Raw genomic sequence first — 17,416 nt, 5'->3', positions numbered from 1 at the left:
TTTTAGCTGGATAGTTCCAATCTGGCTTATCTTTTTTATCAGGGTTTATATTTTTTGTTTTGATTTCTTTTACCCTACTTCGTTCTTCACCTAGCTTACGGATTGCATGTTTACACTATCTATGCCTAGTATGCGGTGAACGTTATGGACAAAAGAACTTCTCCCCAATGTATGTGTCGTACCAAAGGGAACGCCTAATTCTTTTGCTATCCGTACCACACCTTTAGAGCCGGAGGTTGCACCACCATGCCCCATATGTTCTAACATGAGCATGACAATATCTGCATTCCGTATCATTTTGCGTAATGTAACTTCTCGTTCCCTTTTCCCATGCGCCCACTGAAAATTTCCACCTCTAACGGTAATTTCTTCTTCAATGGCTGCTCGACCTGGTTCAAATCCTACCATCAAAATTGTCTTTCCTTCCAACGTTTGTACATACTCTTTTTGATTTTTTTCTTGCTTTCTCTTCATACGGGCTGGTTTACTAAAATCATTTACAAAACTAGACGGATACGTCCAAGCAACCCTGACAATGTCTGGAGAACTCTTGGAATAGGCAAGATCAATAATATCTCCCTGGACGACAGAAGCAGCATCTTTTGGCGGAATCCAAAATCGATAAGGAGCTCCATTGACATATATACGATTCTGTTGCATGTCTTTCTCCACAAAAAATTGTTGTCGTTCTTCATCATATTCTACAATAGCATAGGAACAACAACCACGTTCTTCATTTGGTGGCATATGTCGCCTTTCGGCCACTTCAAATCTATGCTTATACCGTCCATCCGACACAGATGCATTTTCTGTTACATACACGAAATCCCCTTGTTCTAATTCTAGCGCTCTGACAATGCGTTCGGGGACAAAACATCCTATTCCTTGTAATTCGCCTCCCTTTAATTTACGCTGAAATACATACGATTCCCTCTTTTCAAAAGGTTCTGTTTTAGCAAGAGAATTTGTATGAAGGGGATTCGTCTCTGGTTCTGTGAATTCCTTCTCTCTATGGGGTGTTTGTACGGTGGTTACATCTGGTAAACGAAGGATATCTTTCATCACATGTAGATAGCTCTGTAGAACCTCCTCAGTTTTCACAATTGATTGTTCCTGTAATTCTATTTCACAAATGACCGCTTCCATACCTTTCTTTAGTTCCGACAAAATGTTTTGTTTATCCATCTTTTCCACCTCTCTAGTCATAAAATAGGTAAAGTTCAGAAAATTAAAACCTATTAGATTAATATTAACATATCCTCTATGTACAAACTACTGAATATAGAAACGTTTATATTGTGCTCATCTTCCACCTGTTGGTCATGTATGGTGAAAAGACGGTCGAAAAAGGACCGTCTTCTAAAAAAACTTCCTAGATGATACCTACAAATCATATAGAAGATCGTGTGCTTAACAGCATTTTTCTTTCGTAGATTTTATCATAGACATGGTAGAAGTCATCATTTCATTACACTCGTGCATTGTACTAACCATATCTTTATCCACGTGTATATTCAAATAGATATATTTTCCTTCTCTTTACAAGTACATCCATTTTTTTAGTACGTTGCTCCCACTAGATTCTTCTTATTTTAAAGATATTAACTAGCCTGTTGAATCGATATGATAGGTGGAATCGAAATAGATAAAGGATAGCTGCGAGTTTCTCCCATCGCGTTTTTCGCTACCACATGATACATATAAGATTGCTCAGGTACGATATTTAAATCTGTAATGGTAGATGTTGAAAAAGTCTGGATTTTTTGATTGTTTTTATACAAATCGTATGCAGTCGCATTTTTTGCTGAAATGTTGAATTTAATTTCAGAAGAACTTATATCCGTAGTTTGCATTTGTACCCCAAATGGCGGATATTGCTTGTGTATAGGCTTAATCACATACGCCACACTATTTGACATATCTAATAATGTCTGATAATGCATATATGCATATCCGTGGTCACCAAATTTTGTCCCCCAACTATTTCTTACAATGAACCATTGGTTTGTCTCATCATACCCCACGATCACAAGAGCATGTCCCCCTCTCGATTTCTTTTCTGTAACAGGTGGTACAATTCCAGAGGTAGGAGTTGCATCAAAGTTGGGATATACATGTATTCCCACTAAAACAGGGTCTTGATTTGCTACTGCTTGCTTAATATCAGCAATCATATTTGCTTGACGTATAGCTTGATAGGAACTAATTTTATAAGGAACTGCATTTTTTTGCTGTAAGGCTGTAAGAGGTTCTTTAAATTGGTTTGTATTTTCTGGATTTAAATCATACAAGCGTTCTGTTTCTGGAGGTACTCCTTCTTGTTTTAAAATTTGAAAGGCTGACTCGAAATACATACCGTCCTTTGGCCCACTTGGATAATAAATATAAGAGGGCGATAAATACGTAATGTCTGTTCCACGTGCTCCTGCATCTTTTGCAATATAGTATTCTCTTAAAGCAGTTGTAGCAAATGGGACACATGTACCAAACTTCCCTTGACTTCGTACTTCTGGAAAATATTCACGTAAATCAATGCGATTGGGAAGAATATTTGGATTTTGAATTCCCTGTTGTTTTTGTTTGGTTGCTTCTTGTTTTGCGAGATAAGAAATAGATGGTGTATACTCGGGTATAGCTTCGTTCATCTTCGTATCTTTTAAACCCAATCCATACGTAGAGAAATCATTTGGTTGAAATGATTTCTCTGTTTCAGCATGTACAACGGGCACAAATAAAAATCCGATAATTCCGACTAATATCATCATAAAAAAACTAAACGCATTATCCTTCATACAATTCCCCTCTCTAAATGCATTACCTTTCCGTAAACTAAAACTTTAGCTACGCACTAAATATATAACAAATTAAATGTATAAACTAGATTCATAAGTTGATAAATATTTTAGATTAACAGTTCGTAAAGGTGTACTTTTTCAGATACATAGAAATATAGGAAAAGACGCGTCCATAAAAGTTTGTTTTTAATTTTACAGACATCTTTATTTTTTATACACCTTTACAGATATAAATGAGATATAATTGTGGTCGAGGTGAAAAGATTGAAAGATAAAAAGTTTGGATATGTCAGAGTTTCCAGTAAAGACCAAAATGAAGAACGTCAGATTGAAAATATGAAATACCTAGGAATAGAAGATCGGGATATTTTTATAGATAAGCAATCTGGTAAAAATATGAAGAGAGAAAATTATCAAATGTTAAAACGATTAGCTCGTACGGGCGATACCATTATTTTTGATTCCTTAACAAGATTAGGTCGTAGCATGAATGATGTGTTAGAGGAATTTCGTTACTTTGAACAACAGCGAATTAACTTACAATTTATTAAAGAACCTTTTATTAATGTGAATTATAATGGAGAAAGTACAAATGATGTTATCCAACAGGCTGTACAAAAAGCAACTCTTACTATTCTTTCTGCCTTCGCAGAAAAAGAAAGGAATGATATTAAACAACGACAAGCAGAAGGAATCGCACTTGCAAAGAAGCAAGGGAAACAGTTAGGCAGACCGCCTGTACAAATTACCAAACAATTCATCAAAGCCTACCAAGAATGGCACGATGGAAACATTACAGCGGTGGGGGCAATGAAAAAATATGAAATTAAACGTTCCTCTTTCTATAAATTAGTAAAGGAATATGAATCGCAACTAGCAAAATAACCAATAGATGGGAAGAAACATCATGTTTGTACTTGGCATAGATATTCTATTGGGTTATCTCATTATGGGGATAATCGTTGGATGTATTATTTGTTATCTCGAATTTAGAGAATAACTTTCTCAATACCAATATATATAATTTCCTGTAAAATACAAGATGCTAATACTTTTACTAAATTCAGATGATCTTCTCCTTAAACACCGCGGATGTGGTGTTTATTTTTTATATAAGAAAAACCGGGAAAATCACCCGGTCCTTTTGAGCATAGTGCATACTTGATATATTACTCACAAACCCTTATATAGCAAGCTTTCCAAAGAAGCACTTCGTGCTCAAAAACTTATACTTTCTTATCTTATAAAAAAAGCCCCAAAGGGGCAAATGAATGAAAATAAATAACAGACAATCATATTCTATCACGTTTTCAACATATCAGAAACGATATACTACATAAATGCTTTTAACAATTGTGTAACTAATGGAGCAACGCCCCCAATGAATGTTAAGACTGCGATTGCAATTGACATACCCTATTCCTCCCCGTATTAAGAATCTTACCTTCTGTATTTCCCTCATTATACATGATTAGAGAGAAAATAAAATATGCAATTTCGCATATCAAAAGACCTTTGCTATACCACTAAAACCACTCTTTTTATCCATCCGAGCTAACTTACACTGTTTTTTATGTATACGACGAAATAATTCATCGACTTCTCCTTGTGTCATGTCCTTTGATACCTCTAAATCTCGATGAAATGTTTTCTTCCACAAAACTTGTAACGATTTGATTTGCCGCCCCGAAACAAGACGGCCTTTTTTCTTTGTCTCTCGCTGTTGTTTTAGCATTTCCAATTCTATTATTCTCTTCTTCATACACAAAAAATCCGGTGGGATATCTTCTTGAAGGCCTATCTCTCGTAGTAACCGATAAAAATGATTTCTATGTTTTAACGTAGAACTTCTTTGGCGCATAGCATGTTCAATTTCTTGCAAAATATCCTTACACGAGATACGATCCATTTCAAAACCGATTTTCTCCCACTTAAGAAATACAGGGGAACCTTGAAAATATACCATCAATATCTCCACAAATGAATCTGTCACAATCGATATATCTTCTGTAACACATGCATATTTCGTGTCTTCTAAATAGTAGCGCAATACTTTACATAAATCAGAACGAAAACTCCTCTGAAACGAAGAGGAGAGCTCTGTATATACCATCTTACATACAACCCTTTCTATTCTATCAACATAACTAAGTACTTGAATATTATGGTAACACTGCTTTTTGGGAACATTGGCCGCAGTTTTCACATGTTAGGATAAACAATTCATTATCCAGCCAAAGGATTCAAACGTATTCGTATAGATTCCTATATCCCTAGATAATATTGACTAAAAATATATGCTCTACCTGGATATATTCAAGTAGAGCATAACATATCCTTTGGATGAAATCGTTAAATTACATGAACTTTGATACCATCATGGTGCCAAAAGTAATAAACGCCGCTTGTATCAAAAAGATGACAACAACTGGAATGGAGGATTTTACTTTACTTAATCCGGCAACTGTTCGTAATCCCATCCAAATTAAACCTAAATACCATAAATAAAATACCTCAAATGCGCTAGCCATTCCATGGAGTAGTGTACCTTGTTGGAATAATGGGGCTAAGTTCGTGTATCCTGTTATATTTCCACCAAACATAAGTGTTACAATTGCATTGAATAGATCACCAATAATCAGTACAATACTTGCATACACAATAATAGCAAGTACCATCTTATAAGACGTATCATTTCCAAAAAACATGAGAAAGACTTTATAGATCATTGCTACTAATAAAGTTCCGATAAGCGCCCCGAAAAAACTAGTTCCCATCGCCTTACCTATCATCAATCCCATAGATTCTTGCACATCACCCAGTTGTTTCTGTATTTCTATCATTTCCGCAGTATTTTGAGCGGCATAAGAAGAAATCCCTTTTACAATTGCTTGAAAAAAAACAACTAAAAAGAAAGCACTCCATACTTTTTGTGTGACCTTCAGTTTCGAAAATTGCACACTCGGTGAAAGAAGCATGCCACCTAATGATGGTCTTTCCTTCCATTTCCCTTTTACTACGTTTGTTTCCATGTTTTACACTCCTCATATTTTATATCCTGTATGGTTGAATAGCATTTCTATCATACAAGTTAATTACTCATAACGTAATGCTTCAATTGGATCTAATTTCGCAGCTTTGTTTGCTGGAATTAATCCAAAAACAATACCAAGTGTCATAGAGAATAGCACTCCTCCAACGACAACTTCCCATGAAACGAGCGGTGGCCACTTCGCAAATGTGGAAACGATATATGCCCCGCCATACCCAAGACCAATTCCGATTAAACCACCTAGAAGCGTTAACATAACTGCTTCAATTAAAAATTGTAATAAAATTTTACTACGCGTCGCTCCAAGTGCTTTACGTACTCCAATTTCGCGCGTACGTTCTGTTACAGATACGAGCATAATGTTCATAACACCAATACCACCAACGACTAGTGAAATACCAGCGATACCGCCGATGATCATTGTCATAATACCGGTCATCTTTGAAATACCTTCTTGAAGTTCTTTTAAATTCATAACTTCGTATGTACCAGTTGCATCACTCGGTTTACGACTGTTTAAGACATCTGCAGCCTTTTTACCTGCCTTCTCTAAATTATCTACATGTTTTGCTTGAACAGAAATATTTTGAATTTCATCTTTTCCATACAGTGTCGGCCATAATGAAATGGGAATTAGTGCTTCTGATGGGCCCATTCCCATAAACTCATTATCTGATTGATAGACACCAATAATTTGCATCGGTTGACCTTTCATTTCAATAATTTTACCGACCGGATTGGCATCTTTAAACACCTTATCTTCCATTTGTTTACTAATCATGACAACATTATTACCTTGATCCACATCTGATTCTTGCAGCGAACGTCCTTTGAGTACTTTCACTTTATTCACCGTGAAATACTCATTGTCTAATCCTGTAATATTCACCATCTCTTTTTTATCTTCAATATCAAGAGATTCCATACTTGAATTTGTTATTATAACATGTGAGATTTCTGGAATTTTTTTAATTTCAAAAATATCTTCTTCAGTTATTTTCGGTGCTTCTACCATCCCCATACCAAAAGGATCATTCATATCAGCACTATAATGAATCGGAACTGTTTGATTACCTGATCCAACAAATTGAGATTTCAATGCAGCTTCCCCACCTTGCCCAATCGCAACGACGGTAATAATAGAGCCTACACCGATAATAATCCCAAGCATCGTCAAAGCCGAGCGTAGTTTATGAGCTAAAATAGACGATAAGGCAATTTTCATACTATCTAGTAAACTCATACTGCACACCTTCTATCTTCTGTAACTTTCCCGTCTCGCAGTACAATGCGGCGAGACGAATAAGCCGCTACTTCCTCTTCATGCGTAACCATAACAATTGTCGTACCTTCTGCATTAAGCTTCGTAAAAATATCCATAACTTGCTCACCAGACTTCGTATCTAGCGCACCAGTCGGCTCATCGGCCATAATGAACGTTGGGTTATTCGCAATTGCCCTTGCAATCGCTACACGCTGCTTCTGTCCACCGGATAACTCATTTGGTAAATGATGCACGCGATCCGCTAATCCAACTTTACCTAACGCCTCCAAAGCACGCTTGCGACGCTCCGCTTTCTTCACGCCACCGTATACGAGCGGAAGCTCAACATTTTCCACTGCGGAAAGACGAGGCAGTAAATTAAAATGCTGGAATACAAAGCCAATATATTCATTACGAATTAAAGCAAGCTTTGACTCGTCTGCTGTTAAGATATTCACGTCATTCAGCATATATTCGCCTTCTGTTGGACGATCTAAACAACCGATAATATTCATAAGCGTCGACTTACCAGAGCCAGACGGTCCCATAATCGAAACAAACTCACCGCTCTGAATTGTTAAACTAATACCATGCAAAATCGGCACCGCCAATTTCCCTTGATAATACGTTTTAGCAATATGATTTAACGTAATCATTTCTCTTTCACTTCCATTCCGTCATACACATCGTCGGAAGGATTTTTAACCACCTTTTGCCCCACTGTTACGCCTTCTACAACCTCTGTCCAGTCCCCATCAGTAGAACCTTTTTTCACATTTTGTTTACGAAGCTTCCCTTTATCCTCAACATAAACAAATGCATCATCGCCTTTTTCTACAATGCTTTTACTTGGAACAGCAATCATCGTCTTATTCTCTAAATTTACTTGCAGAGAAACGTGATAACCTGGAGATAAACCATCTTGGCTATCAAGACTTGCCTTATATGTATATTGAGACATATTTTGAGTTCCTTCACCAGCAGCTTGAGCCATCTCTGCACTCGTTGGGAACTCACTTACTTCCGTAATCTTACCTGTCCACTTCTTCTTATTATTTGCTTTCGCAGTTACAGTGAACGTTTGATCTTTTTGAATTTGTGACTTTTGAAGCTCTGTTAAAGTCCCTTGAACTTGGAACGGGTCCTTAGAAGCAACTTGTAAAAATGCTTTCCCTTGACCACCTAATGCCTGAGATGAACTTTGCGCTGCATCCTTATCTAACTTCTGTACAACACCAGTGAAATTACTATAAATCGTAAGTTCTTTCTGTTTTTTACTTAACTCTTCTTTTTGTAACTTCCCTTTTTCTTTCTCAAGATCAGTTGTCTTTTGTGCCATTTCTAACTCACTTACTTGCTCTTCCATTGGATCTGTTACTTCTTTTGCAGATCCGCTATCTTTCGCCTTCTTAATCTCTTTCTTCAATGAATCAATCTTCTTTTTCCCTTGATCATAACGCATATCCGCCATCTTCTGATCAAGCTCAGCTTGCTTCATTTGAAGATTAATCTCTTCATTATCATAAGAGAATAACTTCGTACCTTTCTCTACCTCTTGCCCTTCTTTTACCTCAATATCTTTCACTTTCCCTTTGGCTGGATCTGCATAGAAGCTTTCAATATTACCAGGCTTCACCTGACCAGAAATTAACTTCGTATGATTCAGCTTACGCTCTGTCACTTTCTCAAAACTTACAGCATCAGCCGTTGTTGATGCGCCCTTCTTCTTGCCTTGCATAATAAAAATATTAACTGCTGCCACAATAACAATTAGTGCAATAACCCCAATAATAATCCATTTCTTCTTGTTTGGAGTACGAACTGTATTTGGTAACATAATCATTCCCCTTTCAAAACTAAATACAACTAAACATATGGTAATTGTTTAATATCGTGCGAAAATACAAAAGGAATCAAAACGATTCAACGTACAATGAATTACAGAAATTACTCACACTTGTATAGAATTCAGCTATACCTCCCCCTAACTTTCTACCTGTAAAAAAGTTAGAACAGAACCTATATTATTGTTTAATTTAATTTTTCTTAAAGATTCTATAACATTTAATAAGATAACAGATAATAAACGTTACTAAAGAAATCGCAAAAACTTTTATGTACATAGGTAATCCAGCATTATCAAACTTTTTCAAGCTAAATAATGTAACAAAAAAGAAAATAAAAAACACACTCCAAGTTTCAATTGATTTAACGTCTTTTTTAAAAGTTAATTTTACAGTTTCAAAATAGTTATTTTGCATGGTATACCTTCCTTTTTATAAAATTTCATCATACCATTTATAAAAATCGGTATGGGAAACGTTTTTATTTGGATGTTCCATTCCAGGTAATATTTCTTTATCTTTTAAAACTAATATATTAGTTGCTAAGTTATATACGTGTTCTTTATCATGACTCGTAAATAAGATTCCGCCATCAAAATTCACTATAAATTCATATAAAAATTCAAGGGATAGGGAATCAAGTTTATTAAAAGGTTCATCCATGATTAGTAATTTAGGATTATGGATGGTAGATGCACAAATTTGTACTTTTTGCTTCATACCGCTGGATAGAGATGAAACTTTCTTTTGTCTAAAATCATATATATTAAATTTCCCCATCCTCTCCCGAACCGTATTTTTAATTGATTTCACCTTATAAAGTGAGGCTATAAATATTAGATTTTCTTCCACTGTTAAACTTTCATAAAATATCGGTTCTGTAAAGACAAAACCAATCTCTTTACGAAGCTCGGGCTTTTTCAATAAATCTAGATTTTGAAACAAAATTGAACCTTCATTTGGTATTAATAATCCTGAGACTATTTTTAAAAGAGTCGACTTTCCAACACCGTTTCTACCTATAATTGCAACCCTTTCATCTGAATTCATACTAAAGTTGAGATTTTTCAACACATCTTCTGATTTTTTATATGCCTTGTTTAAATTATTTACTTGTAATAACATACTAACTCCCTTACATATCCATTTGATTGAGTTTAGACTCGGCTTTTTTTATAATATTTTTAATCAATTTTAAGCTGACAAAACTTATAATAACAAACAAACTACCAATGATCAGATACATCCAATCTGTATTAATTTCTAAGAATACTAACATTAAAAAAGGTGTAGCTGTGCAGAAAAATATAATTTGTCGGAATTGATAAGCCACTTTATCTATAACAAACTCTGTCTCTACATAATCTTCCATTTCTGAGTAATGCTGATTATGTAGATGCGGGAACATATATGTAGATAGTGTAGTTATGTGGGGGGTAACACAGTAATTTAAAGTAATCACACAACTAATAAAAAACGTTTCTTGTAAGTTAGGTTTGATAATGCAGAAACAGATTATAACAATACAAAACATTTCAACTGAACCTAAAAACCTCTGAAATTGAATTTTTGAATGATATAACTTACTAAATGAAACATTCGACATTCTATATAAGCGTAATATCCCACTATCACTATCAAAACGTAATAATCCAGGAAATAAAGTTATAGTTTCATATGCATCTTTGGAAATTGAATTAAATATGATATATATTAAAACAAATTTAACAATATCCACACCTCCAGTATTCGGAAGCGCAGCTACTATACTAGAAAGGGCAATAAAGGCATAATTAAAGTAGTGCCCAAAAAAGTAAGAATAGTGGTGGCTAAGTTGAATTCGGCTGTTAAAAAAGTTTTGAATTTGTACTTTTAGTAAAGGAGATTTAACAAATTTATTAAAGTATTTGTTTAAGACCAAAATCCAATCAGAGTAATCACCTTTAAACGGTGTCTCCCATTGAAATCTATACCATTTTCCAGCCAATAAATAGTGAATACTTCCCACAACAACTACTAATATAGTAACAGCAGTAAATATAATATTATTGAAACTATTGCTATACACTAATTCTTTTATGTTCAATTCAAAAATATAGATTTTGATTTGTTTGAAAAATACATCTACTATATTTTTCCAAGTAGATATCTGTCTTATATCTTCTACAGAAATGAGCCAGTGTACAATCCAATTTGCTATAAAGTATGTACAAATATATATCATCAAACCTTTAAATATTGATGTAATAAAAGCTGCTATTTTATAGCCTGTTTGAATACATTTGACATAAAAAACACATATGTACAATGTGACAATATAAGATACCATGATGCTACAAATTAAAAGTCCAATTAATAGTAAAATAAAATAGTTAACGTTCCCAAACATAATATATATAGATATTCCTAATATAATGGATTGTAATATTGAATTCACATTATGAACACTAAACTTTAACAACCACGTATATAAATATAGGGTCCTATTAGAGTAGGGTAATAAATATAGAATGTTTTTATCTACTGGCGATAAAACTCTTTTTGTAAGTGATATCCCATTGATAATACCAATGATACCTACCAAATATAAGGAATACATTGTCCATGCTTCAAAACTATTAAGATATAGACTGAGAAAATATGAAATTCCTAAATATATAATACATTCGAATGAAATTTTTAGAATAAAGAAAAGTGTATAAATAATATATCCATATCTTCTAAAGTACACTTCCTTATTAAATTTCAGGAAAACTTTTTCTAAACTTTCTATTCTGTGTTGAATTATATATTTTGAGTAGAATAAAACATATATAAACATTGATTTTAGCATTTATTAAATTCCCCTTATTAAATAAAAAGCTGAGATACATACATAATTGATGTATGTACTATAAGAATTAAAAACGTGATTTTCCAAGAATAGCAGGCTATTTCTTTTAAGAATAATCCCAAAATGTAAACTTGAACAATAAAGAAAACATCCAAAAGTTTTAACAAAGCTTTAATATAGGTGTTATCTGACATAATAAATGAAAGACTAGAAAAACTTTGAATCGTGTTATGGTCACCTAAAATAGATAATCCGCCATTAAAGACTACACCTAGTAAAGAAATAGTGCCCATATAAAAGAAAATATAGTAAACTTTTCTAAAATTCACATCTTTTGTCGAAAGGATAAAAATTATTTTATATATAAAGGCAATAATAATATTGCTGGTAAACCCGTTCAATATTGCCATAAATGATGTAATTATAATTAAAAATAAATTTAATCTTCCTTTCTCTACGGTGATACTTGACTGAATTTCTGCAACAGCTTCATTATTCAATATAAATTTGCTACTAATTATTCCGCTTACTATTGTTATTCCTATAAAGAGTAGGGTTAATAATAATAAGGGTTCTTTTAAATTCTTCTTTTTTAAATTTTTAATTGGTGAAACTAAGAACTTATAAATTGATCCTTTTTCTATATACTCTTGCACTGACTACACCTCAATTTTCTATTTATATTCCTTCAATTAATGCAGCAAGAAATGTTAATATGAAACTTAATAAAAATAAATATTTTTTTTCATTAAAAAATCCAAAAAGTGCCTTCAACTTTTTCTCTTGATTAAAAACAGATAATACTTGATAAGAAAGTATAGAAATTATAAGAAATCCAGGTATTTCAAATATCCCGTGTGGTAAAATGTGTAATAGTAATTCTATTAGATTTTCAGAAATAATAGCTTGTGCCACCGTCATTCCAATAGAAAACCCATTTATAAACAATAAAATGATTGTTGGAATACCTAAAAGCAATGCCCCCATAAATATAAACATCTGAACCTTTAAGTTGTGTATAAATATATCAAAAAAATTACCAATATCATTATTAAAGGTAATCTCACCAAAATCTACATTTAAAATTAAGAATAATATTAATGCAAATGCCATTCCGAACAAATATATTGAAAGTGCTATTTTTGTAGCATACTTATTAAAAAAAATAAAATAGTTTTCCAATTTAACCTCCATTTAAAAAATCAAGGCAACCTTATGGTTACCTTGATTTTTTCTAGTAATTAGAATTTTACAACTGATGAGAAGCCACGTTGTTTTACCCATTTAATTAACATGCCTCGTCCGATAGCAGTGAGTGCAGCTGTTACCGGTCCACCAAGTGCTACACCTACAACTGCAGCTACTGCACCACCAATGCTTGCGCCATTAATAATCGTATTTAAAATTGTAGAAATTGCTGTTGCATTTACGCCTGTCCATGCAACCTTTCCTGCAAGTTGAAGAATTAGTCCAGCATTTACTAAAGCATAAAATGATGCAACACCAACAATCGCAAGAGCATATAAGTATAAATTACCTTTTTGAGATTTAATTGCCATAGATTTCATTTTTCCACCTCCTACAATTCCAAATATTAAACTATAAATCCATATATTAAAAGTGTTATATTTTCATTTGTTTTTTGTTATAATTACTGTAAATAACAATAACACTTAATGAAGTTAACATTTATCAAATTTTTATTTAAATTAGATTTAATATTGTCTCGTTTAATCATTAATCTAATTAAACGTATGGTGTATGGAAGAGCAAGTTTACATGTATTGACCAAACGCGTCCTGTATAGATTGTGAATTATTATGTCAAAAAAATTAAGCAAATTAATATACTTCTAAGTCGTAAGTACTCCCCAAAAGTTCGTAAGAACCATTTCCTGCTTGCAAAAAACACGCAATCTCAAACATAACATCTAATTCCATTAATTGTACCTCTTTCTATTTATGTTTTTTATCCAATGTATAAGGACATTTGAAGTAGCTAATACCCATCTTAACAATGCAATATAAAAACAAAAAAAATCATTTATTTTTATTTATATATAATGTATATAAAGCAAATAAGTTGTACAACATGGCAAATGTAACTAATACAACCCATGTATAGTCAAATATTCCAGTCGCCCCATTAATAATGTCATTTATACCATTTATCAGTAAAAATAGGAGAACAAATACTAGAGTAATTGTTATATTCTTTTTCATTAAAATCTTCCCTTCAATTAATTTCAAATACTTTAATATATTTTGGGTTTCTTTGCCCAACCCCCAAAAAAGGTATATTAGCTTGTTATATTCCCTAAAGTCCTAATTTTAGGGAAACGATTAGGAACCCTGATTTTTCTAGTTTAGAACACTCCCTATTTATTCTCCCTAAATTTAAGCAACTTGAGAAAAAGATGGCTGTAACAAAATCAGCGTTATATCGTGAAATCGAAAAACGTGAGCTACTGAGGAAAGTTTAACTTTGCTGTATCTATCTTTGTAAATAGCAATACCTAAATATTTATGAATTGGGTAGGATAGATGGATCTAAAGACATTCCTTTGTATAAAATTAATCATTAATGTCCCTTTTGGATGCGATGGGTACAGAGAAACCCCAATCAGCAATTCAAAAAAGAGGGTTAAAGTAATAAAGAATTTTTCGAAAAATAACGGTCTATACAATTCTTTTCAAGGGGAATCCCTCTTTCCTATAGAATCTATACAACATACCATCTTTCAAGGAGTGATTCCCATTGCCGGAAAAAGTACGTATCGAAGAACTGAATACATGGATTCCCTTAGCTTCTTTCGAATCTCTACCTGCGGAAGAACAAAAAATGCGGCTGCAATATTGGAAAGAGCACTTTTCAATCAAAGAAATCTTAGAAGGATTAGGAACCTATAAAAATAAACTCTATGATTTGTATAAAAAACATGAAATTACGACCCAAGGGCACATGCAGGCAAAACGAAAAGGAAAAGAAAAAACTACTCCCAAAGAAGATACACCTAACACTCTAGAATATACTCATTCCACCGAACCAGCTCAAACGCAAACACTCCCATCAACCATCCCAATGCAAGATGTACCCGTGATTTCAGAAACTAAACCGACAACAATTCCGTCAGCACCGATAGAGCCTTCTATTCCAGAATCCTTTCATATCCACTATACAGGCCGTAAATCAAAACAGAAAGTCATTCACCAATTACAAGCGCTCGCTACTTTGTTAGAAGAAGAATCACACGAACAATACCAGTTCTCGATCCAAATTGAAACAACATGCTTAAAATAAAAACAGACAAAGGATACAAACCACCTATAATTTTCTTAACCTTTTGTATAAAGTACAGCTTGTATGAGAAAACTGTTAATCATCCATAATATGTATTCCATTTTGAGTAGCCATTATTAGCTACTCTTTTTTTATTACTTACTGTTCACTTACAATACTTTTTCAAATGGGATATCACTATATATATTAATTAGGATGCAGAATATTTTTGTATCGTTTCTAGGACAGCTGACACAATGCTTTGCATATGTTGATGCAATTCCGTTATTTGTAGCAATAATTTTTCTCTTTTATATGTTTTCATCTCCCGCACCATTCCTACAGAAAGTCTTTTTATTTCTTGATATGATTCTGAGCTTTCAAATGCTACTGTCTCTATATATGCTAATTTCGGAAATGAATTGTGCTGTTCTTGTTTCTTGCTCTCCCATTGCTGAAATACATATTGAATCCATAGCCGGATTTCTTCTTGCATAAGTATGAATTTCTGTATTTGCTCTTCTTTTTTATTGCCCCTCATTACAGTTCACTCCATTCTATTTCCATATCAAAAACCTCTCAAAATAATTTTTTTATGTTTTATTTTGAGATCCCCTTTGTTTCTAAAACATATAGCTCATTCACCAAAGAATCATATTCTCTTCGTGTGATTTGCTTTCTATACAACTGAATTAATAACTCTTGATGTGCTTTTGAAAATGCCATTTTGTCAATCCATTTGGGATACATGCGATGCCTCTCTCCATTTCTGTTTGAACATTTTGTCACATTGCATTATTTTATCTCGATATTCAAGTTCGTTCAATTAAAAATATAATTTTTTGAAAATATCAATTTACAATTGACTTATAAGTCATTACAATAGACCTATAATATAGGAAAAAGAGGACATTAGACCTTTACAACATATAGGAGATGCATATGAATGACATGAAACTACAAGATGTTATGACCACTAACGAAGCAAGCTATCGATGGAATATTAACGAATCCACCTTACGAATGCGGATTAAAAATAGTCCTATAATCGACGAGTTAAAAACACAAGGATTAATTAAGTATTTCCTGAAACCCGGAAACAAACGTGGAGAATATTTATTCACTGTTGAAGCGATGGAACGTCTTTATGGTAAAGAAAAAAGAAGGTAATAGAAAGCCCTCAGCACCCACCAAGACTGCGAGGACTTTCCACAATATCATTTCCATTCAGAAAGGATGACAAATATGTCAAACGCTTTACAAATTAAAAATGATGAAGCTATTGTATCACATTCTGAAAGACCACAACAGACACCTCAGACGCCAAAAAATAAGCTACTTACCAAATATTACGCACTGTGTGAATGGTTTGGAATTGATGGTTGTAACGAGTCTCAACTATACTTTTTCGGTACTTTTCTTGCACCTATTATTCTATTCACAATAACGTACGTGATGGGAGGTGTCTACTATGGCTTCTAATGGAAGCATTAACAAAATTAACGTTGGGGATTATGTAACATTTTCTTACCGTCATAACTTTCTCTGCAAGTAACAGGATACATTGTAAAGGTACTTGAACATACATACTAGTATGGTAGATATTTCTGAAATGGAATCCTTTTTCCAACTTGGAATTGATGGACGCCAAGTTGTTCGACATGAGCAATATAAACCCGTTCCATTCAAATCCTGTAAAAAGTGGCACAGTGAGTATGTACCTATTTGATGTGAGCTATTCTGTGGATGGAAACAACTTTTCAAAGTCTTTTCTGCTGGCTGAGTCGGGAGATGGATTTGAACTCCAACAACAGTTGCAAACCTTGCTGGAACAAGAACACGTTGCACCTGTATACATGATGGAAACAGATTTGGAAGAACTATAACCGATCATACAGCATACACAAAAAAAGAGGTGAAAATATTGATTAGTTTTCTCATAAGTGGTTCTGTTGTCTTATTCTTGGCTGGTGTTTTATTTACATTTCTAAAAAAAGGATTATCTATTTTTTCTAAATGCGCACTGATCGGATTAAAATTATACGGTATCATATTTGTAGGTGTCCTCATCACGTATGTATTCTATTGCTTTCACTATTATGCGCAATAAGGAGGCGTTTTTTTGAAAATTAGTGCCTATACACTTTCTTATACCATCGTAGCACCAAGTGGAGAAATATACCCGACACAAGAAGTAGTCATGTATACAGCCTCACAAGAGCGTGCGATTCAATTACTAGATGATGAAATGCAGCGAAGATTAGGGAAGGGATACAATCGACATATCTCTTGTACAAATCAAGAAAAAGAAGAACACGAACCCATCCAACTGTCCCTTTTCTAACGATA

General features: G+C 33.5%; 19 protein-coding genes. 6 read left to right on the top strand and 13 right to left on the bottom strand.

From position 1 onward, the window contains the following. Window positions 1-90: 90 nt before the first annotated feature. Both MHH55_RS34410 and MHH55_RS34405 read right to left on the bottom strand, forming a co-directional pair. Window positions 91-1,185 carry a hypothetical protein gene (locus MHH55_RS34410; RefSeq protein WP_340882552.1) on the bottom strand — a complete coding sequence of 365 codons (1,095 nt, stop codon included), beginning with the start codon at window positions 1,183-1,185 and terminating at the stop codon, window positions 91-93. 416 nt (window positions 1,186-1,601) lie between these two features. Then, complete coding sequence (locus MHH55_RS34405) at window positions 1,602-2,792, bottom strand: C1 family peptidase (protein WP_340882550.1); 1,191 nt, start codon at window positions 2,790-2,792, stop codon at window positions 1,602-1,604. A gap of 249 nt (window positions 2,793-3,041) precedes the next feature. Between MHH55_RS34405 and MHH55_RS34400 the strand changes: the two genes are divergently transcribed. Then, the gene (locus tag MHH55_RS34400; protein ID WP_340874045.1) at window positions 3,042-3,680 is read left to right on the top strand and encodes a recombinase family protein; all 639 of its coding nucleotides are present in this window, start codon (window positions 3,042-3,044) and stop codon (window positions 3,678-3,680) included. A 619-nt stretch (window positions 3,681-4,299) separates the two neighbouring features. On the opposite strand, the gene MHH55_RS34395 is transcribed toward MHH55_RS34400, so the two are convergent. The 10 genes from MHH55_RS34395 to MHH55_RS34350 form a co-directional block, all read right to left on the bottom strand. Then, the gene (locus tag MHH55_RS34395) at window positions 4,300-4,908 is read right to left on the bottom strand and encodes a hypothetical protein (protein WP_340882548.1); all 609 of its coding nucleotides are present in this window, start codon (window positions 4,906-4,908) and stop codon (window positions 4,300-4,302) included. 244 nt (window positions 4,909-5,152) lie between these two features. Next, entirely contained in the window at window positions 5,153-5,827 is a 675-nt protein-coding gene (locus MHH55_RS34390; protein WP_340874049.1) for a Yip1 family protein, read from the bottom strand. A 63-nt stretch (window positions 5,828-5,890) separates the two neighbouring features. Further along, window positions 5,891-7,090, bottom strand: a complete 1,200-nt coding sequence (locus tag MHH55_RS34385; RefSeq protein WP_340882545.1) for an ABC transporter permease — start codon at window positions 7,088-7,090, stop codon at window positions 5,891-5,893. Further along, a complete protein-coding gene (locus tag MHH55_RS34380) occupies window positions 7,087-7,767 on the bottom strand; it encodes an ABC transporter ATP-binding protein (protein WP_000631603.1) in 681 nt (226 codons plus the stop codon). Before MHH55_RS34380 ends, MHH55_RS34385 begins: the two co-directional genes overlap by 4 nt. Further along, window positions 7,764-8,948, bottom strand: coding sequence for an efflux RND transporter periplasmic adaptor subunit (locus MHH55_RS34375; RefSeq protein ID WP_340874053.1), 1,185 nt, complete (start codon window positions 8,946-8,948; stop codon window positions 7,764-7,766). The genes MHH55_RS34380 and MHH55_RS34375 overlap by 4 nt, the downstream gene beginning before the upstream one ends. 439 nt (window positions 8,949-9,387) lie before the next feature. Beyond that, the gene (locus MHH55_RS34370; protein WP_061685861.1) at window positions 9,388-10,080 is read right to left on the bottom strand and encodes an ABC transporter ATP-binding protein; all 693 of its coding nucleotides are present in this window, start codon (window positions 10,078-10,080) and stop codon (window positions 9,388-9,390) included. A 10-nt stretch (window positions 10,081-10,090) separates the two neighbouring features. Then, window positions 10,091-11,788 (bottom strand): hypothetical protein, encoded by a 1,698-nt coding sequence (locus tag MHH55_RS34365; RefSeq protein ID WP_340882544.1) that lies wholly within the window; start codon window positions 11,786-11,788, stop codon window positions 10,091-10,093. Window positions 11,789-11,805: 17 nt separating this feature from the next. Continuing rightward, window positions 11,806-12,444 (bottom strand): YIP1 family protein, encoded by a 639-nt coding sequence (locus MHH55_RS34360; protein WP_144489192.1) that lies wholly within the window; start codon window positions 12,442-12,444, stop codon window positions 11,806-11,808. A gap of 22 nt (window positions 12,445-12,466) precedes the next feature. Further along, the gene (locus MHH55_RS34355) at window positions 12,467-12,970 is read right to left on the bottom strand and encodes a stage II sporulation protein M (RefSeq protein ID WP_186314991.1); all 504 of its coding nucleotides are present in this window, start codon (window positions 12,968-12,970) and stop codon (window positions 12,467-12,469) included. A 59-nt stretch (window positions 12,971-13,029) separates the two neighbouring features. Then, window positions 13,030-13,356 carry a putative cyclic bacteriocin gene (locus tag MHH55_RS34350; protein WP_144489190.1) on the bottom strand — a complete coding sequence of 109 codons (327 nt, stop codon included), beginning with the start codon at window positions 13,354-13,356 and terminating at the stop codon, window positions 13,030-13,032. A 1,189-nt stretch (window positions 13,357-14,545) separates the two neighbouring features. On the opposite strand from MHH55_RS34350, the gene MHH55_RS34345 reads away from it, so the two are divergent. Continuing rightward, window positions 14,546-15,088: a hypothetical protein gene (locus MHH55_RS34345; RefSeq protein WP_340874055.1), complete on the top strand. Its 543-nt coding sequence runs from the start codon at window positions 14,546-14,548 to the stop codon at window positions 15,086-15,088. A gap of 190 nt (window positions 15,089-15,278) precedes the next feature. Here MHH55_RS34345 and MHH55_RS34340 read toward each other — a convergent pair whose 3' ends face one another. After that, window positions 15,279-15,608 (bottom strand): hypothetical protein, encoded by a 330-nt coding sequence (locus tag MHH55_RS34340; RefSeq protein WP_065486456.1) that lies wholly within the window; start codon window positions 15,606-15,608, stop codon window positions 15,279-15,281. Window positions 15,609-16,009: 401 nt separating this feature from the next. Here MHH55_RS34340 and MHH55_RS34335 point away from each other — a divergent pair, with 401 nt between their 5' ends. From MHH55_RS34335 to MHH55_RS34320, 4 genes are all read left to right on the top strand, one after another. Beyond that, window positions 16,010-16,237 (top strand): helix-turn-helix domain-containing protein, encoded by a 228-nt coding sequence (locus MHH55_RS34335; protein ID WP_078188141.1) that lies wholly within the window; start codon window positions 16,010-16,012, stop codon window positions 16,235-16,237. Between the two features lie 75 nt (window positions 16,238-16,312). Continuing rightward, complete coding sequence (locus MHH55_RS34330) at window positions 16,313-16,549, top strand: hypothetical protein (protein WP_078188140.1); 237 nt, start codon at window positions 16,313-16,315, stop codon at window positions 16,547-16,549. Window positions 16,550-16,728: 179 nt separating this feature from the next. After that, entirely contained in the window at window positions 16,729-16,953 is a 225-nt protein-coding gene (locus tag MHH55_RS34325; RefSeq protein WP_340882319.1) for a hypothetical protein, read from the top strand. A gap of 236 nt (window positions 16,954-17,189) precedes the next feature. Continuing rightward, window positions 17,190-17,411, top strand: coding sequence for a hypothetical protein (locus MHH55_RS34320; RefSeq protein ID WP_065486452.1), 222 nt, complete (start codon window positions 17,190-17,192; stop codon window positions 17,409-17,411). The last annotated feature ends 5 nt before the right edge of the window (window positions 17,412-17,416 follow it).

This window comes from Bacillus sp. FSL K6-2944, from assembly GCF_038005385.1.
Taxonomy (GTDB): domain Bacteria; phylum Bacillota; class Bacilli; order Bacillales; family Bacillaceae_G; genus Bacillus_A; species Bacillus_A cereus.
Note: the sequence above shows the minus strand (reverse complement) of the source record. Positions and strands in the feature narration are given on the sequence as shown.